This is a genomic window from Cucumibacter marinus DSM 18995, assembly GCF_000429865.1.
Lineage (GTDB): Bacteria > Pseudomonadota > Alphaproteobacteria > Rhizobiales > Devosiaceae > Cucumibacter > Cucumibacter marinus.
Window position 1 is genome coordinate 357,751 of sequence record NZ_KE386977.1, and the last position, 20,338, is coordinate 378,088.

20 protein-coding genes are annotated in these 20,338 nt (G+C 63.0%); 10 read left to right on the top strand and 10 right to left on the bottom strand.

Features of this window, described 5'->3' with window-relative positions:
- Positions 1-5: 5 nt before the first annotated feature.
- Positions 6-893, bottom strand: coding sequence for a LysR family transcriptional regulator (locus tag G489_RS0112545; RefSeq protein ID WP_029041828.1), 888 nt, complete (start codon positions 891-893; stop codon positions 6-8).
- 166 nt (positions 894-1,059) lie between these two features.
- On the opposite strand from G489_RS0112545, the gene G489_RS0112550 reads away from it, so the two are divergent.
- On the top strand, positions 1,060-2,571 hold the full coding sequence (locus G489_RS0112550) for a CoA-acylating methylmalonate-semialdehyde dehydrogenase (RefSeq protein WP_035872563.1): 1,512 nt from the start codon (positions 1,060-1,062) through the stop codon (positions 2,569-2,571).
- Positions 2,572-2,724: 153 nt separating this feature from the next.
- Here the strand turns inward: G489_RS0112550 and G489_RS0112555 are convergent, their stop codons facing one another.
- Complete coding sequence (locus tag G489_RS0112555; protein ID WP_029041830.1) at positions 2,725-3,870, bottom strand: hypothetical protein; 1,146 nt, start codon at positions 3,868-3,870, stop codon at positions 2,725-2,727.
- Between the two features lie 102 nt (positions 3,871-3,972).
- Between G489_RS0112555 and G489_RS20440 the strand changes: the two genes are divergently transcribed.
- From G489_RS20440 to G489_RS20450, 4 genes are read left to right on the top strand one after another with little or no spacing between them, the layout of a single operon-like run.
- Positions 3,973-4,440 carry a hypothetical protein gene (locus G489_RS20440; RefSeq protein ID WP_155889390.1) on the top strand — a complete coding sequence of 156 codons (468 nt, stop codon included), beginning with the start codon at positions 3,973-3,975 and terminating at the stop codon, positions 4,438-4,440.
- Positions 4,440-5,270 (top strand): Ppx/GppA phosphatase family protein, encoded by an 831-nt coding sequence (locus G489_RS20445; RefSeq protein ID WP_051332594.1) that lies wholly within the window; start codon positions 4,440-4,442, stop codon positions 5,268-5,270. The genes G489_RS20440 and G489_RS20445 overlap by 1 nt, the downstream gene beginning before the upstream one ends.
- Complete coding sequence (locus tag G489_RS0112570) at positions 5,263-6,057, top strand: HAD family hydrolase (RefSeq protein WP_029041831.1); 795 nt, start codon at positions 5,263-5,265, stop codon at positions 6,055-6,057. Before G489_RS20445 ends, G489_RS0112570 begins: the two co-directional genes overlap by 8 nt.
- A 56-nt stretch (positions 6,058-6,113) precedes the next feature.
- Positions 6,114-6,377, top strand: coding sequence for a LuxR C-terminal-related transcriptional regulator (locus G489_RS20450; RefSeq protein ID WP_029041832.1), 264 nt, complete (start codon positions 6,114-6,116; stop codon positions 6,375-6,377).
- 49 nt (positions 6,378-6,426) lie between these two features.
- Here G489_RS20450 and G489_RS0112580 read toward each other — a convergent pair whose 3' ends face one another.
- The 7 genes from G489_RS0112580 to dctP all read right to left on the bottom strand — a co-directional run bounded on the left by G489_RS0112580 (position 6,427) and on the right by dctP (position 13,703).
- Positions 6,427-7,800 (bottom strand): aspartate aminotransferase family protein, encoded by a 1,374-nt coding sequence (locus G489_RS0112580; RefSeq protein ID WP_029041833.1) that lies wholly within the window; start codon positions 7,798-7,800, stop codon positions 6,427-6,429.
- Positions 7,801-7,846: 46 nt separating this feature from the next.
- Positions 7,847-9,337: an NAD-dependent succinate-semialdehyde dehydrogenase gene (locus G489_RS0112585; protein ID WP_029041834.1), complete on the bottom strand. Its 1,491-nt coding sequence runs from the start codon at positions 9,335-9,337 to the stop codon at positions 7,847-7,849.
- A gap of 134 nt (positions 9,338-9,471) precedes the next feature.
- Positions 9,472-9,972, bottom strand: a complete 501-nt coding sequence (locus G489_RS0112590; protein ID WP_342667642.1) for an Lrp/AsnC family transcriptional regulator — start codon at positions 9,970-9,972, stop codon at positions 9,472-9,474.
- 109 nt (positions 9,973-10,081) lie between these two features.
- On the bottom strand, positions 10,082-10,528 hold the full coding sequence (locus tag G489_RS0112595) for a universal stress protein (RefSeq protein ID WP_029041836.1): 447 nt from the start codon (positions 10,526-10,528) through the stop codon (positions 10,082-10,084).
- Positions 10,529-10,562: 34 nt separating this feature from the next.
- On the bottom strand, positions 10,563-11,840 hold the full coding sequence (locus tag G489_RS0112600) for a TRAP transporter large permease (RefSeq protein WP_029041837.1): 1,278 nt from the start codon (positions 11,838-11,840) through the stop codon (positions 10,563-10,565).
- Between the two features lie 81 nt (positions 11,841-11,921).
- A complete protein-coding gene (locus G489_RS0112610; RefSeq protein WP_081691556.1) occupies positions 11,922-12,584 on the bottom strand; it encodes a TRAP transporter small permease in 663 nt (220 codons plus the stop codon).
- A gap of 69 nt (positions 12,585-12,653) precedes the next feature.
- Positions 12,654-13,703: a TRAP transporter substrate-binding protein DctP gene (dctP, locus tag G489_RS0112615; protein ID WP_245578903.1), complete on the bottom strand. Its 1,050-nt coding sequence runs from the start codon at positions 13,701-13,703 to the stop codon at positions 12,654-12,656.
- A gap of 333 nt (positions 13,704-14,036) precedes the next feature.
- On the opposite strand from dctP, the gene G489_RS20455 reads away from it, so the two are divergent.
- From G489_RS20455 to argE, 5 genes are read left to right on the top strand one after another with little or no spacing between them, the layout of a single operon-like run.
- The gene (locus tag G489_RS20455) at positions 14,037-14,870 is read left to right on the top strand and encodes an aspartate racemase/maleate isomerase family protein (protein ID WP_051332595.1); all 834 of its coding nucleotides are present in this window, start codon (positions 14,037-14,039) and stop codon (positions 14,868-14,870) included.
- Complete coding sequence (gene eutB, locus G489_RS0112625; RefSeq protein ID WP_029041840.1) at positions 14,858-15,880, top strand: hydroxyectoine utilization dehydratase EutB; 1,023 nt, start codon at positions 14,858-14,860, stop codon at positions 15,878-15,880. Before G489_RS20455 ends, eutB begins: the two co-directional genes overlap by 13 nt.
- The gene (locus G489_RS0112630; protein WP_029041841.1) at positions 15,873-16,865 is read left to right on the top strand and encodes a cyclodeaminase; all 993 of its coding nucleotides are present in this window, start codon (positions 15,873-15,875) and stop codon (positions 16,863-16,865) included. Before eutB ends, G489_RS0112630 begins: the two co-directional genes overlap by 8 nt.
- An 8-nt stretch (positions 16,866-16,873) precedes the next feature.
- Entirely contained in the window at positions 16,874-18,058 is a 1,185-nt protein-coding gene (locus G489_RS0112635) for a M24 family metallopeptidase (RefSeq protein WP_029041842.1), read from the top strand.
- A gap of 11 nt (positions 18,059-18,069) precedes the next feature.
- Positions 18,070-19,248, top strand: a complete 1,179-nt coding sequence (gene argE / locus G489_RS0112640) for an acetylornithine deacetylase (protein ID WP_029041843.1) — start codon at positions 18,070-18,072, stop codon at positions 19,246-19,248.
- Positions 19,249-19,254: 6 nt separating this feature from the next.
- Here argE and G489_RS0112645 read toward each other — a convergent pair whose 3' ends face one another.
- On the bottom strand, positions 19,255-20,334 hold the full coding sequence (locus G489_RS0112645; protein WP_035872567.1) for a DUF1513 domain-containing protein: 1,080 nt from the start codon (positions 20,332-20,334) through the stop codon (positions 19,255-19,257).
- Positions 20,335-20,338: the final 4 nt, after the last annotated feature.

The following is a 20,338-nucleotide window of genomic DNA, read 5'->3' on the forward strand; positions in this document are numbered from 1 at the left end:
ATCGATCATGAAACGACGAACTGCGCCTCGGCAGACTTGACCGCATCGGTCAGGAATTGCGCCGCCGCCTGCACGCGGGCAACGCCCTTGAGGCTTTCGTGATAGGCCATCCAGTAGGACCGGGTGACGCTGATACCGGGCAAGACGCGCACAAGCCCGGCATCACCGGCGGCGATATAGTCATGCAGAACTCCGATCCCCGCCCCGGCTCTTACGGCCTCGCCCTGTCCGATGGCGCTTGAGATCTCGATGGCAGACGACCAGCCCTTGAAGAACTCGTCCGCATAGTTGAGCGAGGGGGCATAGATCAGGTCTTCGACATAGCCCACAAGCCGGTGCTCGGCGAGTTCGCCCGCCTCGGAAGGGACACCGAACCGGTCGAGATAATCCGGCGCAGCATAGAGCCCGAGCGAATAGTCGGTCAGCTTGCGGGCGATGAGCTGACCCCGGTCCGGGCGGCCGATCATCACCGCAATATCCGCCTCGCGCTTGGAGAGCGAAAAACTGCGCGGCACCGGCACCAGCTGGATCGCAAGGCCTGGATGGCTGTACGCCAGCGCCCCGATCCGCGGCGCCAGAAACGCAACCCCGAACCCGTCCGGAGCGCCGATGCGCACCGTTCCCCAGGCCTCCGCGTCTCGCCCGCCCAGTTCCGCTTGCGCGGACACGATCGCGCTTTCCGCCTGTTCGAGAGCAGACGCCAACGCCTCGCCCTCCGGGGTCAGTTCGCAGCCATGGGTCCGGCGGATCACCAGGGTCGAACCGATATCGGCCTCGAGCGCCGACACCCGCCGGCTGAGCGTCGACTGGTTGATGCCCAGCTTGCGCGCTGCGCCCAGCATCTGTCCTGACCGCGCGAGGGCCAGAAAAAGCCGTCCATCGTCCCAGTTCATGTCTGCCTCCCGACATTAACGCCCCGCTCCGCATCATGCGGACAGGCGCCAGCCGACTTTATCAGCAAAATTGCATAACAGATTAGCAAATCTCGCCGTTGTCATGCAAAGATCAAAATTCCATCCTGTCGACAACCCTATTCCGTGTTTGTTGGAAGGACCGGATATGACCGACACACCAGAACTCGCCCACTTCATCAACAATGCCCGCGTCGCCGGGACCTCCGGCCGAAATCAACCGGTCTACAATCCGGCGACCGGTGCGGCGGAAAAAACCGTTGCGCTCGCCAGCGAGGCCGAGGTCGGCAATGCTGTAGCGGCCGCCAAAGCCGCCTGGCCAGCCTGGGGCAATACCCCGCCGCTGCGCCGGGCCCGCATCCTCGACAAGTTCAAATCGATCCTCTGGGACCGGGCGGATGAGCTGGCCGAGGCGATTTCCGCCGAGCACGGCAAGACCCATGACGACGCATTGGGCGAAGTCACACGCGGGCTCGAAGTCGTCGAATTCGCCACAGGCATTCCCCAGCTCCTGAAGGGCGAGTATTCCGAAAGCGTCGGTACTGGTGTCGACAGCTACAATATCCGGCAGCCGCTCGGCGTCGTCGCCGGCATCACCCCGTTCAATTTCCCGGCCATGGTGCCGATGTGGATGTTCCCGGTAGCGCTGGCGACCGGCAATTGCTTTATCCTCAAGCCTTCCGAGCGCGACCCGTCCGCTTCGCTGTTGATGTCCGAATGGCTGGCCGAAGCCGGTCTGCCTGAGGGCGTGTTCGGCGTCATCCAGGGCGACAAGACTGCCGTCGATGCCTTGCTGACCCACCCCGACGTCAAGGCCGTCTCCTTTGTCGGCTCGACCCCGATCGCCCAGTACATTCACAAGACCGGAACCGAGAACGGCAAGCGCGTGCAGGCCTTGGGCGGCGCCAAGAACCACATGATCATCATGCCGGACGCCGATCTCGATATGGCCGCCAATGCCCTGATGGGCGCCGCCTATGGCTCGGCTGGCGAGCGCTGCATGGCGATCTCGGTCGCCGTGCCGGTGACCGACGCTGTCGCCGACGCGCTCATCGACAAATTGAAGCCCCGCATCGAGACACTCAAGATCGGCCCTGCCGCGGACCGCGAAAGCGAGATGGGCCCGCTCGTCACCGCCCAACACCGCGACAAGGTGAAGAGCTATATCGATGCCGGCGTCGCCGAGGGCGCGGAACTGGTGGTGGATGGCCGCGGCTTCACCCAGAAAAAGCAGGGCTATGAAGACGGCTATTATGTCGGCGGCACTCTGTTCGACCGGGTGACGCCGGACATGTCGATCTATCGTGACGAGATCTTCGGCCCGGTGCTTTCGATGGTGCGCCGTAATTCCTATGCCGAGGCGGTCGATCTGATCCATGGCCACAACTATGCCAACGGCACCGCCATCTTCACCCGCGACGGCGACACGGCCCGCGCCTTCGCAAAGGATATCGAGGTCGGCATGGTCGGCGTGAACGTGCCTATCCCCGTGCCGATGGCGTTCCATTCTTTCGGCGGCTGGAAGGACTCATTGTTCGGCGACCATGCGATGCACGGCATGGAAGGGGTCCGGTTCTACACAAGGATCAAGACCACCACGCTGCGTTGGCCCACAGGGCAACGCCAGGACCCGCAATTCACCATGCCGACCCTGGGATAGAGCGTTTCCAGGTGAAGCGGACACCGGTTCACCGTTCGGAAACGCGACAAGAAAGGGTTTGCATCCGTCGACCGGCTGGACCGGCCAGCACCAACAACAAAACCAGACAGGGGGCGGTTTCGCCCCCTTTTTCGTGTCACGAGATCAGGAATCTCAGTCGTCGGCGGCGTTGTAGCCGGCGCTCTTGAGCCTGCGCTTGAAGCTGTCGAAATCGACGAATTCGGACACGACGATCGGGTTCTCGCGCAGCGCGCGTTCCACCGTTTCGGGCAGATGCGGGCGTTGGCCGCGCAGCAGATCGACATGCTGGGCCAGCATCAGCGCAGCAGTCGGCCGACTGTCTTCATCCCCCTGTCCCTGGGTCTGAGCCACCAGATCCCCCGCAAGGCGCATGGCCTCGTCGAGCTCGCGCCGCAGAACGGCTTTCAGTGCTCGCATGAACAGCGTATCGATATCGGCGCCCTGATGGCCCTCGGTTTGCAAACGCTGGGTGATGTCGAGCGCTTCATCGAACCGCCCCACCTTGATCAGCCAGCGCGCCCGGTCGCTTTCGAACTGCCTCAGCCGCGCATCGTCGCGCTGCTGACCGGCGCGCCGCTGCCAGGTTGCCGCTTCATCGAGTTCCTTGAGCGCCAGTTCCACGACCCCGCTATCGAGCGGCGGTCCGGAATCCGGATCGTCCCACACCCGGTGCCATTCGAGGCCGCACCGTGTGGCCCGGTTCTCCCAGAAACGCGCGAACAACACGCCGTCCTCCGGGGTGTGCTCATGGGCCAGCGTGATCTGCGCCATCGAATTCATGTAGATCTGTTCGGTCTGCTTCAGAAGACTGAAGCGTCGCTCCCCATCGAAGAAGGTGAGCGTGCGCGCCATCAGCTCGACAGCCAGCGTTCCGCAGATTCGGCGGAACTCCTCGGACGGCCCGTCCGCACTCTGGCGCACCGCCTGGTCGGCCGCCTCGGCCACCGACAATGCCGCATCGAAACGCGCCCGCGCCTGGCGGATGTCCTCGAGGGATCGGCGCCACACGACCTCTGACTGGTCGAGCCCGGGCAGATGCGACTGCATGGCGGCAACCAGCTGGTGCTGGCTGCCCAGAACGAAGGCCTCGATCTCGGCGGCAAACCTGTCCGGATCACGATAGAAAAGGTTGCGAAGAGCCGTCTTCGACCGCCCCATGGCCGGTCCAAGTGCCTCAAGCACAACCACTTTCCGCCAACGGCTGGCTTCCTCGGGAAGCAGCCCGGCGTGAATGGCGACCTCGACCGCCCTGGCGAGCGGTGCCCTGTTAGCATCCATGGCGCCTCACAACGTCATGCGACCGTACCAGATAAAAAATGATAAAAAAACTTACGTGCGCCTTCGTACGTAAATCGTGTTGGTTGATGCGAGGAGGATCGCATGACCAGCATGATAAAAGGCAATGTCTGCACAGTCATCAGCGGCTCATACCGACGCCACCTCGCGGGGATGTACTCATTAAAATCCGCGCTGGAAAGCAAGGGCATAACGGTATTGTCGCCGGTTGGCTCAATTGCTGTCAATCCCGGAGAAGAATTCGTTATACTCGACGAAGATCCCATAGAGGACCATCGAGTCCTTCAGGACTCAGTATTTGCGAAGATTCGGCGCTCCAGTTTTCTTACTTCCTACAATGAAGGCGGATATATCGGCGCCGCCGCGCTGCTGGAATTCGGCTACGCCATTTCCCAGGGCATCCAGATCCTGACACTCGAACCGGCAACGGATCCCAACATCGCGCCCTATACGCGCCTGTTGTCCGATGTCTTCGGCGAAATCGACCTTACCCCCGAAGGATTACGGCAACATGTCGAACGCACCAGTGACGAGCTGGAGGTCGTGGGCTGATGAACCATTATGTGATCGATGTGGGATCGCGGTCCATCAAGCTGCACCGGCAGTCGGGCAAGGACGTCTCCCTCACCGCCATCCGCAACTGGGACCCCATCAACGACGCGCGTGACGCCGAGCGGCTCGACCAGCTGCTCGCGCACCTGATCACGGAAGCCGACCGCGCCGCCTCGATCCGCGCGATCGGCACCGCAGCCGCCCGCCGCAATCCCGAGCTTGCCGCCGCAATCGGCACTGCTTGCGAGCGCCGGGGCCTGCCCTATGAGACCATTTCCCAGGCCCGCGAGGCCGATCTGATCCGCCGCGCCATCGGCAGCCGCCGGCAACTCGATATCATCAATACCGGCGGCGGCAGCATCCAGATCGTGCACGCCAAGGGCGGCACAGAACTGATCGAGTTCGGCATCTCCGATCTCAATGCCATGTTCGGCCTCGGTCGCTCACCCGAGGACCGCCGCATCAACGCCGCCAGGCGCTTCCTTGCCGATGGGCTGCCCGCCGGGCTTCGGCGCTTCGTCTATACCGGCGGCGAAAAGCGCTATCTGCAATCCCTCGGCATCAGGCTCGACAGCCGCGGCTTTTGCCGGGCGGACGATTTCCGCGCCCTTGCGCGGCGCCTCGAAACCCTCACCCAGGACGAACTCGACAGGCTCTCGCCTTTCGACACGGGCTGGATGAGCGGTGCCATCGCCTCGAACCTGATTGTCGAGGCCTGTCTTGACCTGTCCGGCGCCGACCGGTTTCTGCCCAGCGACCTCAACATCGCAGACGGCGTGATTGCCGGGCTTGCCGGTGCCGGCTCAACCGGAGGCCGGACCCATGGATGAACTGCGCTATGCGGAAATCCCGTCAACGATGCCGCCCCTTTCGGTCCTCGCCGACGCATCCCCGCGGCTGCGCGAGGCCACGATCGTCTTCGATGCGGATGATACCCTCTGGGACGAACAGGGCGTGCTGCAGCAATTCGAACGCCAGCTCGAGGAACTGCTCGATCAGGCGGCAGGCATGCCGACCGCTTTCACCCGGCATTTCATCGACAAGGAACACGAGAACATCCCGCATCTGGGCTATGGCTTGACCAGCTACATGTTCTCGGTCGCCGAGACCATTGCCGCCAATCCCGACTGGCATCGGCACAAGCCGAGCCTGATGGGCCGCATTCGCGAGATGATCGACCAGGTGCACCATGCCGCCCCGCCGCTGATCCCGGGCGTCAGGCGAACCCTTTCGGCCCTGTCGCGGCACTATCGCCTGGTGCTGATGACCCGTGGTCTCGAACACGAACAGCGCATGAAGCTCGACCGTTCGGGCCTGGCCGCGTTCTTCGACCATGTCGAGGTCGTCGCCAGAAAGGACGTGCCGACCTTCCGCCGCCTTGCCCGCGATCTGTCCGATCCCGAGGGCGACCGGCTCTGCATGGTCGGCAATTCATTGCGCTCGGACGTCGCACCGGCCCTTGAAGCGGGCTGGCGCGCCATCCATGTGCCGCCCCCCACAGAATGGGACCACGATCGGGGTGACTGGCCCCGGGGCACTGAAGATCGGGCACGCCGGGCCCGCACCATCCGGCAAGTGCCGGCACTGATCGGTGCCGACACCTTCTGGGACCAATGAGCATGACGCTCATCACCCCCACCAACCACCGACCTGAGAACCAAGGGAGTTCGAGTATGGAACAGGTAGTGCGATCCTTTACGCCGGAGCGGGAAACGCTCGCGCGCGAAGGCATCGAGTCTCTGACGAGCCGGGAGCACGAAGTGCTACGGCTGATTTCGTTCGGCAACACCACCAAGATGATTGCCGGCGACCTGGAGATCAGTCCGCGCACCGTCGAGATCTACCGCGCCCGCGCCATCCAGAAACTGGGTGCTCGCAACACCGCCGACGCCGTGCGGATCCTGTCCTATATGGGTATGGCGCGCATGCACGCCTGAACCGGAACCGGCGCCGGCCCGCGATCGGGCCGGCGCGGCGGCACCACGCCTAGTCGCCGAGCACCTCGGCGACGGCCTTGCGGGTTTTGCCCACCACGATATCCGCTTCCTCACGGGTGAGGCAGAGCGGCGGGGCAAAGCCGAGAATATCGCCCTGCGGCATGGCCCGGGCGATGACGCCTTCGGCCAGCAGTGCCGCCGCCATGCGCGGCCCCACTTTCTCGCTTGCATCGAAGAACGTGCGGCTGTCACGGTGTTTGACGAACTCGACGGCGCACAACATCCCTTCGCCGCGCACATCGCCGACATTGGCATGGTTGCCAATCGCGTCCTGCATCTGCGCGTTGAGATAGGCACCGACCGAACCGGCATTATCGATGAGCCCGAGCTTGTCGATCAGTTCCAGATTGGCGATGCCCGCCGCGGCCCCGATGGGATGCGCCGAATAGGTCCAGCCATGCCCGATCGGGCCGTTTTCGTCGGTCCCTTTTTCCAGCACCGCCCAGACCTTGTCGCCTATGATCGAGCCCGACAGCGGCGCATAGGCCGAGGTGAGCCCCTTGGCGATGGTGATGATGTCGGGACGCATGCCGTAATGGTCCGACCCGAAGGCCGTACCAAGCCGCCCGAAGCCGGTGACCACCTCGTCCGCCACCAGGAGGATATCGTGCTTGTCGAGCACGTCCTGGATCGCGGCCCAATAGCCTGCGGGCGGCGGCACAATGCCCCCGGTCCCGAGCACGGGCTCGCCGATGAAGGCAGCGATCGTGTCCGCGCCTTCGCGGTCGATCAGCGCTTCGAGCTCGCTCACGCAATGCGCCACGAAGGCCTGTTCGCTCATGCCGAGGTCCGGCCGGCGGAAATAATAGGGCGCCTCGGTATGGATGATCCGGTCGACGGGGAGATCGAACTTTTTGTGGAACAGTTCGAGCCCGGTCAGCGAACCGGTGGCCAGCCCCGAGCCATGATAACCGCGCCAGCGCGAGATGATCTTCTTCTTCTCGGGCCGGCCCAGAATGTTGTTGTAGTACCAGATCAGCTTGATGTTGGTCTCGTTCGCATCCGAACCGCCGAGCCCGAAATAGACCTTGGACATGCTGTCAGGCGCGCGGTCGAGGATCATCTTGGCAAGGGTGATCGAGGCCTCGGTGCCGTGCCCCACATAAGCGTGGTAATAGGCCAGCTCATGGGCCTGTTTGGCGATCGCATCGGCGATCTCGGTGCGGCCATAGCCGACATTCACACAGTAAAGCCCGGCAAAAGCATCGAGCAGGCGGTTGCCGTCACGATCCTCGATATAGACACCGGACCCACCGGTGACGATGCGGTTGGGCGACTCGCCGCGCGCATGCTGGGCGAGATGGGTCGAGGGATGGAACAGGTTCTCCCGGTCCCATTTGTCGAGTTGATCGTTGTGAAGCATTTTTGGTCCTGTTCTTCTTTCCCCGCGAGGCGAGGCCGTTAAGCCCTCACCGCCAGTCGCGGCATACATATTTGACTTCAGTAAATTCTTCCATGCCGAGCCGGGCGCCCTCGCGGCCCATGCCCGACTGCTTCATGCCGCCAAAGGGGATCGGAGCCCCGGTCACCTTGGTGCGGTTGACCGCCACCATGCCGAATTGCAGCGCCCGCGACATGCGGTAGATCCGCCTGGGATCATTGGTGTGCACATAGGCGATCAGCCCGTATTCGGTGGCATTGGCTTTCGCGACCACATCGTCCTCATCGTCGAACACGGTGATGGCCGCGACCGGGCCGAAGGTTTCCTCGCGCATGATCAGCGCATCGTCGGGCACATCGACCAGAACCGTCGGCTCGAAGAACAAAGGACCTGCCGCATGAACCTTGCCGCCGGTGATGCACCGCGCCCCGCGTTCGAGGGCGTCGGCGACATGTTCGCGCTGCTTGGCGATGGCCTTCTCATTCATCAATGGCCCGATATCGGGGTCTTCCATGCCCGGACCGACGCTCAGCGCCTCGGTGGCGGCCGCGAACCGCTTGCAGAATTCCTCGTGGATCGAGCGGTGCACGAAGAACCGGTTGGCCCCGAGGCAATCCTGACCGGAGGTCGCGAACTTCGCCTTGACCGCTTCTTCGACCGCCTGGTCGATATCCGCATCGTCAAAGGCGATGAACGGCGCATGCCCGCCCAGTTCCATCACCAGCCGCTTCACGGTTTCCGCCGACTGGCGATACAACAGCCGCCCGATCTCGGTCGATCCGGTGAAAGACAGGACCCGCACGCGGGCATCCTCGGTCCAGGCTCCGACGATCTCGGCGGCCTTGCCTGTCACCACGTTGAAAACACCGGCAGGCAGGCCTGCCCGTTCGCCAAGCACGGCAAGTGCAATCGCGGAGAACGGGGTCTCGCCAGAAGGATGCGCCACACAGGTGCAGCCGGCAGCCAGCGCCGCCCCGGCCTTGCGGGTCAGCATGGCGGCAGGGAAATTCCAGGGCGTGACCAGCGCGGCAACGCCTGCCGGTTCGCGCCACAGTTCCACTTCCGCATCGGGCAGATGCGAGGTGACCCCTTCGATATTCGGACGTTTGGCCTCTTCGGCAAAGAACTCGATGAAAGAGGCCGCATAGTCGATCTCGCCGCGCGACTCCGAAATCGGCTTGCCCTGCTCAAGGGTCATGATCAGCGCCAGGTCTTCCTTCGCGGCGACGATCAGGTCGAACCAGCGCCTGAGGATCGTCGAGCGTTCCTGGGGCAGCAGACCGGCCCAGCCGGCGAAGGCCGCCTCCGCCGCATCGACCGCGCGTCGCGCGACCTCGGCATTGAGTGCAGGCACCTGGCCCAGGAATTCGCCATTCGCCGGGTCGTTGACCGCGATCACGTCGCGGCCGGCGAACACCGGCTCACCACCGATATAAGCCATCTCCGCCGCCAGTTCCGGATCACCGAGCCGAGCAGCAAGTGGCGAAAGCGCCTGCGGTTTTCGAGCCGCCTGTGCCATTGGACACACCCCATCGTTTGCGGAAAATCATCCACCCAGACGATAGCGGGCAAAGCGTAGAACGTGACGCCAAACAAGACCGGCTTTACAAAAGGAAACTCTGCCACCCGCGCCTGGCGGCGAAAGTTCATCTGTCAATCGGTTGCCGCGAAGAGCTCCACGGGTACGGGCTCCTCTTTCACCGGCATGGTCACGACGTAGGAATAATAGCGATTGACCCCGATCTCTGCAGCCAGGAGTTGGTCGACAAGGTCCTGATAAGCCTCGAGATCGCGCACCACGACCTTGAGGAAATAGTCGATACCGCCGCCCACGGCCCAGCATTCGACGATCTCGGGAATATCGGCCATCGCCCTTTCGAATCGCGCAAAGTTCTCCGCGTGATGGGCTTCGAGCTCGATCTGGACAAAGACCTGGGTCAGCGGCCCGAAGGCTTTCATCGAAACCTTGGCGCCATAGCGCTCGATGATACCCGCCTCTTCGAGGCGCTTGAGGCGCTCCCAGCAGGGGGTTGCGGACAGGTTGACCCGCTCCGCGAGCGCAGCCTTCGGGATACGCCCCTCCTTTTGCAGGATCGACAGAATCCGCACATCACGATTATCGAGCTTCAGCCGGCCGTGCTTGATCGAGGACACGAGGTCTTTTCTGTTAGTGAAACGGGTGAGCAAGCATAGGTCGGCTTCGCCGCCCGCGTCCACCGCCCGGACAGTGATTTACCCAAGAGCGAAGTGAAGCATCGCCATCCTATTTGATGACGAGGCAGGGAACCGGGGACAACCCGGTCACCTTGTGCGACACCGAACCGAGGAAGAAACCCTCGAGATCGCCATTCCCCCGGGCCCCGATCACGACGAGATCCGCATCATGCGCCTTGACGAAATCGACAATCGCGCGCGCCGGCTGACCCCGCTTGGCAAAGGCCTCGACCTGTTCGATGCCGGCCTCGATGGCCCGCTCCTTGGCGGAACGGGCAATGTCCTTGGCGAAGTCATTCAGTGCCTTGTCCGGCGTCTCCGCCTGCTGCGAGCCGGCCCGCACCATTGAAAGCGAAGCTTCGAGCGGGCTGTGATGGCGGTATATGCACACCGTTGTCAGCTTGGCCTGAAAGCGCTTCGCCATTTCGATGGCAGCATCCACTGCCCGCATGGACTGATCCGACCCGTCCACGGCCACGACTATGTTCTTGAACACGATTTCCCTCCGTTTCTCTCCGGCCCCGTTGCGATCAACGGAAGGCCAGATCCCTCAGGAACAACGCAATCTGCGGGAAGAAGATGAGGGCAATACTGACCCCGATCAGCATGACGACGAAGGGTGGTGTCCCTCGTATGACGTCCATATATGGTCGCTTGAACACGGCTATCGCCGTGAAGATGTCGCAACCGAATGGTGGCGTCGCCGAGCCCACCGCGACCTGGAGGGTGATGATGACGCCGACCAGCACAGGATCGATGCCGAGATTGTCGACAATCGGCGTGAATACCGGCACCAGCACAAGGATGACGACGATCGGATCGACGAACATGCAGCCCACAAAGAAGGCGATCGAGATCGCGATCAGCACGGTATAGGGCCCGGCCTGATCAAGCCCCAACCCGCCCAGGATCATTTGCGGGATCTGCTGGAACGAGATCACCCAGGAGAAGGCTGCCCCGGCCGCCACCAGGATGAACACCACGGCGGTGATCATGCCGGTCGAGCGCGCGATATCGAGCAGATCGCGAAGCTGCAGCGAGCGGAAGACGACAAATTCGAGAATGATCGCGTAAAGGACGCAGACCGAAGCCGCTTCGGTGGGGCTGAAAATGCCGCCATAGATGCCGCCCACAACGATCACCGGGAAACCGAGCGGCCATACCGCCCGGACAACCGACTGACCGCGCTCCTTCCAGCTCGCTTTCGGCTCGGTCGGAATGTCGTGCCTGATCGCGTAGAACACGCAATAGGCCGAGAACAGCGCCAGGATCAAAAGGCCCGGCCCCACACCGGCAATGAACAGTTCCGAAATCGACGTGCCCGAAATCACCCCATAGATGATCATCGCGATCGAGGGCGGGATCAGCATGGCGATATCGGAGGCGTTGATGATCAGCGCCAGGGAGAAATTGTCCGAATAGCCGGATTTGAGCATTTTCGGGCGCAGCGGTCCGCCGATGGCCACCACCGTGGCCTGGGTCGAGCCCGACACCGCCCCGAACAGCGTGCAGCTCGCCGCAGTCGCCACCCCGAGCCCGCCGCGCACATGGCCGATGAACTTCATCACCATGTCAACGAGCCGGTCGGCCGAATGGCCCTTGGTGATGATGTCGGCAGCCAGGATGAACATGGGCACCGCCACCAGCGCCGCGGGTCTGATGCCCGCGACCATCTGCTGGACCATGATCTCGGGTCCGATGGGCAGGTAAATGAAAAAGGCGATGAAACACGCTGCGATGAGCGGGATCATCATCGGGAACCCGAGCAGCAGCAATACCACCATGGTCACGATCATGACCGTTGCCAGATCAGCAAACATTGTCGAGCCTCCCCACGCCCGTTCTGTTCTTCTTGTCGGCCATCGGCTTTTTGCCGGTCATGAGCGCGGTCACACCGCTGTCTCCTGGTCGTCATAGCTGTCGACGACCGAGGCCGAGATATAGACGTCGTCGCGCGCAATATTGGCGACGACGGTCAGCACATATTGCAGTCCGGTAACCAGGAACCCGACAGGCATCCACACCAGGGTGATCCAGATCGGCCAGCCCGTGGCGGCCGCCACACGCCCGGTCGTCATCAGCGACTGCACATAGCGAAGCGAATACCAGCTCAGAACGAACATCGCCGCCGCCGTAAGCCCTGCGATAAGGATCATCAGGAGCTTGCGCGGCTTGTCATCAAGCCGGTCGTAAAAGGCGGACATGCGGATATGCCGGCCATTGCGCGCGGCGTAGCCGATCCCCGCAAAGGTGATCAGAACGATCAGAAACTGGTTGAGTTCTTCGGTGATGAAGATGCTTTGACCGAACACGAAGCGTCCGATCACATTGGCCACCGAATTCGTGGCCATCAGCAAGATGCCACCGATCAGGAAGAACTGCTCCAAAAAGGCCAGAACCCGGTCGAGCGCGCCAAGCGGGGCGAGCACACCGGTAAAGCCCACATTCCGGGGCGGCGGCGAAGCGCTGCCACCACTGGCATCCACCTGATTGGCTTTGAGCGCGTCCTCGTCTTCGGCCGGCTTGTTGTCTTTGTTATCGTTCTCGCCCATCGGTTTCCTCCCCCGAAGCGAAAGGCCAAAAACCCGCCCCGGACATCCGGGGCGGGCCAGAAAGATCGCTTACATCGCGCCGTTGACGCGTTCGCGGGAGGCCTCGATATCGGCCTCGAAACCTTCAAGAATGTCGGCACCGCTTTCGCCGGCACGCTCGATGAAGGTCTGACGCACGCTCTGGGCCGCTTCACGGAACGGCTGGCGCTGCTCGTCGGTCAGACGGGTCACCGTCATTTCGGGCTTCTGCTCGAGGATCTTGTCGAGGGACGATTCAGTCAGCCCCTGCTGATACTCGATGATGTAGTCATAGGCAGCGGCGGCCGCGTCATTGACGAGTTGCTTGTCCTCGTCGGACAGCCCGTTCCACCAATTGAGATTGCCCGCCACCGAAGTGGTGAAGGTCGAATGACCGGTGAAGGTGATGTAGTCGGTCACCTCCCACATGCCCGTCGACTCAACGAAGAACATCGGGTTTTCCTGGCCCTGGATCATGTTGAGCTGAAGGCTCGAATAGACCTCGCCCCAGGGCAGCGGCGTCGGCGTGGCGCCAAACGCATCATAGGTCTGCACCAGGAGCGGCGATGTCATCACCCGGAATTTCACCTCGTTGAGGTCTTCGCGGCTGGTGACCGGTTCCTTGGTGGTCATCACCACTTCGCCCTCGGGGAACATCTCGATCATGTGCAGCTGCTGCTCTTCATACAGCGCCGCCAGGTCTTCGTTGATGGTCGGGGAGGTGTCGTAGAAATCGGCCAGCACTTCCTGGTCTTCAGGCAGCACATAGGGGATCAGGAACACTTCGGCTTCCGGAATGAGAGCGCCCATGAAGCCGGGCGAAGCATCCACGATCTGGATGGCGCCCATCTGGGCGAGCTCGGTCAGGTCCGCCGATTCACCCAGCGTGCCGAACGGGAAGATCGAGACCGTGTGGTCCGAATTCGCTTCGATATATTCCTTGAACTGGGTGGCATAAACGCCCTGCACCTCGTCGATGGCTTCCTCGAGCGCATATTTCCACTCGGCGGCCGACGCGGTGCCAACGCTGATGGCCAGCGCCGAGGCGGAAAGCGCCAGGCCTGCCGTCACGGTCCGCATAAACGGTTTTGATTTGATCATGGGGGTCATCCTCACTTGTTGTCTGCTTTTTTCGTTGGCGCCGACGACAGTGCTGCCTCCTCGACAGAACTCCCGCCCGCGCGGGGCCGATCACCACAAACTCAACAAGCTTCGGACGCTGCCGGGCCCGGTTGAGTGCGGCGGTCTTCAGTTGCCTTAAGCGTTGCGAAGGGAGGGGAAAGTGTCGAGGGAGAATGCCTCTTTATGTCTCAGGCTTCGCAGGAGGAATCGCTACAGCCTGACTGTAAATTGGAAGGATCGCCTGCCATTTACGCAGGCATACTCCGGGATCGCGCATGCCGACGGCGTGCGCGGTTCCAGGGAGTTACCAACATGCCGGCGTTGAAAAACGGCGCAGAATCAAGCCCTTTCGGGGCGGGGCCAGACAAGGGTGCACGTCTTCGCGTGATGCCCGTGTTCGGCGCGGTGCTGCTCGCCTCCGATCTGACGACGGAGCGCGATATCCGGCATTTCGTCCCGCCACAGATCGCGGCCTGCGCAACCCGTATCCCGTTTGCCAATCCCACCACGCCCGAAAACGTGCGCAACACCTTGCCGCATCTCGCCGATGCCGCGGCCCTGATCGCGCCCGAGGCAGTGCTGAGTGCGATCTATTTCTCCTGTACCTCCGCTTCGGCGACACTCGGCGAGGACGCCATCCGCCATGCCATCGCGCAGACCCGGCCCGGCGTGCCCGTGGTGACCCCGGTCAGCGCAGCGGCGGCGGCGATCGCGGCGCTGGGCAGCCGGCGCCCCGCCATCCTCAACCCCTATATCGCCGAGACCGGCCAGATGGTGATCGATGCGTTCTGTGCCCTTGGCATGGAACTCGCCGGACAACGCTGTCTCGGCATGGCCAATGACCAGGATATGGCGCGCATGGACGCCGACACCCTGACCGAAATCGCGGCCAAGGCTTTGCCCGACGGCGCAGATGCTCTGTTCATCTCCTGCACGGCGCTGCCCGCTGCCCAACTGGCCGGCCGCATTGAAAGACGCCTCGGCGTGCCCGTGCTGACCTCCAATCTCGCGGCACTCTGGGCCTGTTTGAGGCTTTCGGGCTTCGAAGACAGCCATCCTGATGGCGGCACGCTGATGACCCTGCCGCTTCCCGCTGATAGCCTTGATCTCGGCCGGACAGCCAAAGAAACCGCATTGAGTGCCTGATGCCGATTGCGTTCACCGACATATTGAAGGCCCGCCAGCGCATCGCACCCTATGTCCGGCGCACCCCTCTGGCCGAAAGCCCGGTACTCAGCGACAGGGCCGGCCGGCCGGTCACCCTCAAGCTCGAGCATTACCAGACTACCGGCGCCTTCAAGCTGCGCGGCGCCACCAATGCGGTTCTCGCCCTGTCGGAAGACGAACGCGCTGCCGGTGTCACCGCCGCATCGACCGGCAATCACGGCCGGGCCCTCTCCCACGCGGCACGGGCGACCGGCGCGCGGGCCATTATCTGCATGTCGAAGCTGGTGCCGGATAACAAGGTCCGGGCCATCAAGGCGCTCGGTGCCGAGGCCCGCATTATCGGCATGTCCCAGGACGATGCCCAGGTCGAGGTCGACCGCCTGGTCAGCGAAGGCGGCATGACGATGATCCCGCCTTTCGACCATGCCGACGTGATCGCCGGCCAGGGCACGATCGGTATCGAGATTCTCGAAGACGCCCCCGAAACCGGGACCGTCGTTGTCCCGCTGTCGGGCGGCGGGCTCATCGCCGGTATCGCGCGCGCGGTCAAGACGCTCAGCCCCGATGCAAAGGTCATCGGCGTCACCATGGACAAGGGCGCTGCCATGCATGAAGCGCTCAAGGCGGGGCACCCCGTGCCGGTGACCGAACTGCCGAGCCTTGCCGATTCGCTCGGCGGCGGGATAGGCGAGAACAACGCCCACACCTTCGAGATGGTGCGCGATCTGGTCGATGAGGCGCTCCTGGTCACCGAAGCAGAAATCGCCGAAGGAATTCGCTTCGCCTACACCGAACATGGCGAGGTGATCGAAGGCGCTGCCGCCGTCGGCATCGCCGCGCTCCTGGCCGGCAAGCTGCAAAGCACCGGCGACGATGGCACCGGCCCCTTGACCCTTTTGCTTTCCGGCAAGAACATCGATCCCGACCTGCACCGCCGGATCATCAACGGGGAAAACCCCGATCTCGAACGCGAGGCGGCCCATGCCTGACGTCACCATACTGACCGAGAAGGACCTGACCGGTCTCGTCCCGCTCGACCGGGCGGCTGTCGATTGCGTCGCCGATGCCTTCAAGGCGCTGGCGACCGAAAACGTCGTAATGCCGCCAATCCTCTCCTTCGCCATCGCTGAGGCCAATGGCGAGGTCGACGTCAAGACCGCCTATGTGCCGGGCATCGACAGTTTCGCCATCAAGATCAGCCCGGGCTTTTTCGACAATCCCAAGATCGGCCTGCCCTCGCTCAACGGGTTGATGACGCTGTTCAGCGCCAAAACCGGGCTGATTGAGGCGGTGTTGCTCGACAATGGCTATCTCACCGATATCCGCACGGCCGCCGCGGGCGCTGTCGCCGCCGATCAGCTTGCAAGACCCGACGCCAGCCATGTCGCCATTCTGGGTACCGGACTTCAGGCCAGGCTGCAGCTCGAGGTGCTCACCCATGTGCGCAAGATCGAGAGCGCGGTCATCTGGGGCCGCGATCCGGAAAAAGCGAAACAGACCGCCAGCCATCTTGCTGAGAAGCTCGGCTTTCCGGTCACCGCCGAACCCGACGCCGAAACCGCGGTCAGGGGTGCCGATATCGTGGTCACCACCACGCCGGCGACCAAGCCCATCCTCATGGCCGGCTGGATCGAACCGGGCCAGCACGTGACCGCCATGGGGTCGGATGCCGAACACAAGAACGAAATCGACCCGGCTCTCCTTGCCCGTGCCGATCTCTATGTCGCCGACCGGCTCAGCCAGACCCGAAAGCTGGGTGAATTGCACCACGCGCTCGCGGCCGGTGCCATCACCGGCGAAGACGGATTGGCCGAACTCGGCCCGATCGTTGCCGGCACGGCAAAGGGCCGGCAGAGCGAAACCGACATCACCCTCGCGGATCTGACCGGCACTGGCGTGCAGGACACCGCAATTGCCACACTCGCCCGGCAGCGCGCCCAAAAGGCAGGGGCCGGAACCAACTTCTCTGCCTAGGACCGCGCATGACGAGCCCCGATCTTCCATTTTCCCTCAACGAATATGCCGATCGCCTGGCGGGCGTTCACGCCGCCATGGAAGCCAAGGGCATCGAGGTGCTGATTGTCACCAACCCCGCCAATATGGCGTGGCTGACCGGTTATGACGGCTGGTCCTTTTATGTGCACCAGGCGGTCATCGTGCCCGGCGGGGAAAAGCCCATGTGGTGGGGCCGACCGATGGACGCCGTCGGGGCGCGCATGACCAGCTATCTCGATGATGACCGGATTTTCTACTATCCGGACGACTATGTGCAAAACACCGAAAAGCACGCCTATCAGCACCTGTGCGGCATATTCGCCGACAAGGGATGGTCCAAGGCGCGGATCGGGCTCGAAATGGACAATTACTATTTCACCGCCGCCTGCTACACGACCCTTCAGGCTGAGCTGCCCGATGCCACCCTGTCCAATGGCGACGATATCGTGACCTGGCAGCGCTCGGTGAAATCCGAGGCCGAACTGGTCTATATGCGCCGCGCCGCGCGCATCGTCGAAAAGATGCATGAGCGCATCCGCAATATCGTCAGGCCCGGCATCCGCAAAAACGACCTTGTGGCCGAGATCTATGACGCCTCGGTGCGCGGCACCGACGAGTTCGGCGGCGACTATTCCGCCATCGTGCCGCTCACCCCGTCCGGGCGTGACGCCGCCGCGGCCCACCTGACCTGGAACGACAGGCCGATGTCGGGAGATGAAGGCACTTTCTTCGAAATCGCGGGCTGCTACCGGCACTACCACTGTCCGCTGTCACGTACCGCCTATCTCGGCACGCCGCCGGCGGCCATGCTGAACGCCCAACAGGCCGTGCTCGAAGGGCTCGAGGCCGGGCTTGAGGCCGCGCAACCGGGCAAGACCTGCCACGACATCGCCATGGCGTTCTTCTCGACCCTCAAACGCTTCGGGGTCGAAAAGGACAGCCGCGCCGGCTATTCGGTCGGCCTGTCCTATCCGCCGGATTGGGGCGAGCACACCATGAGCATCCGCCCTGGCGATTACTCCGAGCTCAAGGAAAACATGACCTTCCATTTCATGCCGGCCATCTGGACCGATGAATGGGGGTTCGAAACCACCGAAACCTTCCGTGTCGCCAAGTCCGGCAAGGCCGAATGCCTCGCCAATGTCAGCCGCGAACTCTTCATCGTCGCCTGAAAGGAGGCCTCGTGATCCATCGCCTCACGCAAAGCGCCCTTGACCGGCTGTCCTCACTGATCGCCTATCCCACCGTTTCTGCCGACAGCAATCTCGGCCTGATCACCGATGTCGAAGCGGAACTCAAGGCGCTGGGTGCGCATACCGAACTCAGCCATGACGAAACCGGGCAGAAGGCCAATCTGTTCGCAACCCTCGGTCCGGCGGACGCCGATGGCGGCATCGTGCTCTCCGGCCACACCGATGTCGTGCCGGTCGAGGGTCAGGACTGGTCGAGCGATCCCTTCAGCGCGCAAATGCGCGACGGCCTGCTTTTCGGGCGCGGCAGCTGCGACATGAAGGGCTTCATCGCCTGCGCGCTGGTCCTCGCCCCCGAATTCGCCGACCGCTCGCTTACCCGTCCGCTGCATTTCGCGTTCACCTATGACGAGGAAGTCGGCTGTCTCGGCGCCCAGGTCATGCTCGACCACCTCAAGGCGACAGGCCGCCGCCCGGCGACCTGCATCATCGGCGAGCCGACCTCGATGCGCATCATCAAGGGCCACAAGGGCTGCTGCGAATACACCACCCGCTTCACCGGTCTGGAAGGGCATGGTTCGGAGCCCGACAAGGGCGTCAACGCCGTCGAATATGCCGTGCGCTACGTGCACAAGCTGATGGAAACCGCTGAAAACCTCAAGCGCCGCGCGCCTGCCGACTCGCCCTTCAACCCGCCCTGGACCACCATCCAGATCGGCCGCATGGCCGGGGGCATTGCCCGCAATGTCATCGCCGGCCAATGCGAGGTGGATTGGGAAATGCGGCCCGTCAACCAGGCCGATTTCCGCTTTGTCAGCGAGCAGATCGAGGACTTCGTCATTCGCGAACTCCTGCCTCGCATGCGCTCGGTGCATCCCGAAGCCACGATCATTACCGAAGTGCTGGGAGAAGTCGCCGGGCTCGAACCCATGACCCGCTCGGAGGCGATCGAGCTGTGCGCCGCCCTCACCGGTTCCAATGAGGAACCCGAATGCGTGTCCTTCGGCACCGAGGCGGGGTTGTTTCAGCAGATGGGGATTTCGACGGTGCTGTGCGGGCCTGGTTCCATCGAGCAGGCCCACAAGCCGAACGAATTCGTCTCGGTCGATCAGATCTCGCAATGCCTGGAGATGATCGAAAACCTGGAGCCGCACCTGATGCGGGCTACCTAAGAGCCATCACCCGGCCGCAGCGTAGAGGTGATTGTCGAACTTGACCGGCTCGCTGACCACTCGGTCGGCCGCATCGATCAGCTGACCTTCCCCGGTCGAACGGTAGAATCCGCCTTGCGCCGAGGCAGCACCACACACGCTGGCAAGGGACTGTTCGGCCAAGACCGCACCGTTGCCATCGAGAACCAGCGCCGTACCCCCGACCGGCGATGTCACCATGACGCGGTCGCCTTCGGCGTTGGCGGCAACCGAGCCGACATAGTTCGAGAGTTTCGCCAGCACCGGGTCAGCGATCGGCGCAAAATCAAGCGCGAGATCCGGCCCCGCCCGTGCGACAAGCGGCACCAGCCGGTCAGGCGCGCCCTGATACTGTCCGCCGACCCACACCGTGCCATCGGCACCCGGCGCCAGATGGCGGAGCGAAAGCTGATGCAGATCCTGGTCAAGCGCCTGGGTGGCGATCACGTCCCCATGCACCGGATCGATGAAGGTGAGATTGGGCTGCATGATCGGGATATTCAGCTTCTGCCGGCCGAAATCGGGATGGGTTTCGATACCGCCATTGGCGATACACATCACCCTTCCATCCGCCGACAGGGTCAGGTCGTGAGGCCCGATGCCATTGGACTCGAATTCGCCAACCCGCTGAAATCCGTCGGTCGCGTCATAGACCCCGATCACCCCGCGCGCCGCGTCATAATCGTTCTCGGTCGCATAGAGCAGCTTGCCGTCAGGCGAGAACACCCCATGCCCGAAAAAGTGCCGGCCCGGCACCGAGGTGATCGTGGCGAGAGTTTCGCCTTTCGGGCTCAAGACGATTGCGAAGGTGCCCGGCCGCCGCGCAAAGACCACCAGTCGGCCCGTCGTCCGGCATTGGGTGACGTCATGCCCCCGCCCCGGCAGATCGACCGTCGCGATCAGCCCGCCCGTCTCATCGAGCAGCGCCGCAGCATAGTCTCCGTCCGATTTCTGACAGGCCGAAACCAGCACCAGATCGGCGCGTTCGAGCGCCAGCGCCCCCTGCGGCATCAGCCCGGCGGCAAAGCCGGCGCCTGCCATTTTGAGAAAATCGCGCCTCTGCCACATCGTC

Coding starts and splice junctions, on each gene's coding strand:
- G489_RS0112545 (WP_029041828.1), bottom strand. CDS start 893: ATGAACTGGGACGATGGACGGCTTTTTCTGGCCCTCGCGCGGTCAGGA.
- G489_RS0112550 (WP_035872563.1), top strand. CDS start 1,060: ATGACCGACACACCAGAACTCGCCCACTTCATCAACAATGCCCGCGTC.
- G489_RS0112555 (WP_029041830.1), bottom strand. CDS start 3,870: ATGGATGCTAACAGGGCACCGCTCGCCAGGGCGGTCGAGGTCGCCATT.
- G489_RS20440 (WP_155889390.1), top strand. CDS start 3,973: ATGACCAGCATGATAAAAGGCAATGTCTGCACAGTCATCAGCGGCTCA.
- G489_RS20445 (WP_051332594.1), top strand. CDS start 4,440: ATGAACCATTATGTGATCGATGTGGGATCGCGGTCCATCAAGCTGCAC.
- G489_RS0112570 (WP_029041831.1), top strand. CDS start 5,263: ATGGATGAACTGCGCTATGCGGAAATCCCGTCAACGATGCCGCCCCTT.
- G489_RS20450 (WP_029041832.1), top strand. CDS start 6,114: ATGGAACAGGTAGTGCGATCCTTTACGCCGGAGCGGGAAACGCTCGCG.
- G489_RS0112580 (WP_029041833.1), bottom strand. CDS start 7,800: ATGCTTCACAACGATCAACTCGACAAATGGGACCGGGAGAACCTGTTC.
- G489_RS0112585 (WP_029041834.1), bottom strand. CDS start 9,337: ATGGCACAGGCGGCTCGAAAACCGCAGGCGCTTTCGCCACTTGCTGCT.
- G489_RS0112610 (WP_081691556.1), bottom strand. CDS start 12,584: ATGGGCGAGAACGATAACAAAGACAACAAGCCGGCCGAAGACGAGGAC.
- dctP (WP_245578903.1), bottom strand. CDS start 13,703: ATGATCAAATCAAAACCGTTTATGCGGACCGTGACGGCAGGCCTGGCG.
- G489_RS20455 (WP_051332595.1), top strand. CDS start 14,037: ATGCCGGCGTTGAAAAACGGCGCAGAATCAAGCCCTTTCGGGGCGGGG.
- G489_RS0112630 (WP_029041841.1), top strand. CDS start 15,873: ATGCCTGACGTCACCATACTGACCGAGAAGGACCTGACCGGTCTCGTC.
- G489_RS0112635 (WP_029041842.1), top strand. CDS start 16,874: ATGACGAGCCCCGATCTTCCATTTTCCCTCAACGAATATGCCGATCGC.
- G489_RS0112645 (WP_035872567.1), bottom strand. CDS start 20,334: ATGTGGCAGAGGCGCGATTTTCTCAAAATGGCAGGCGCCGGCTTTGCC.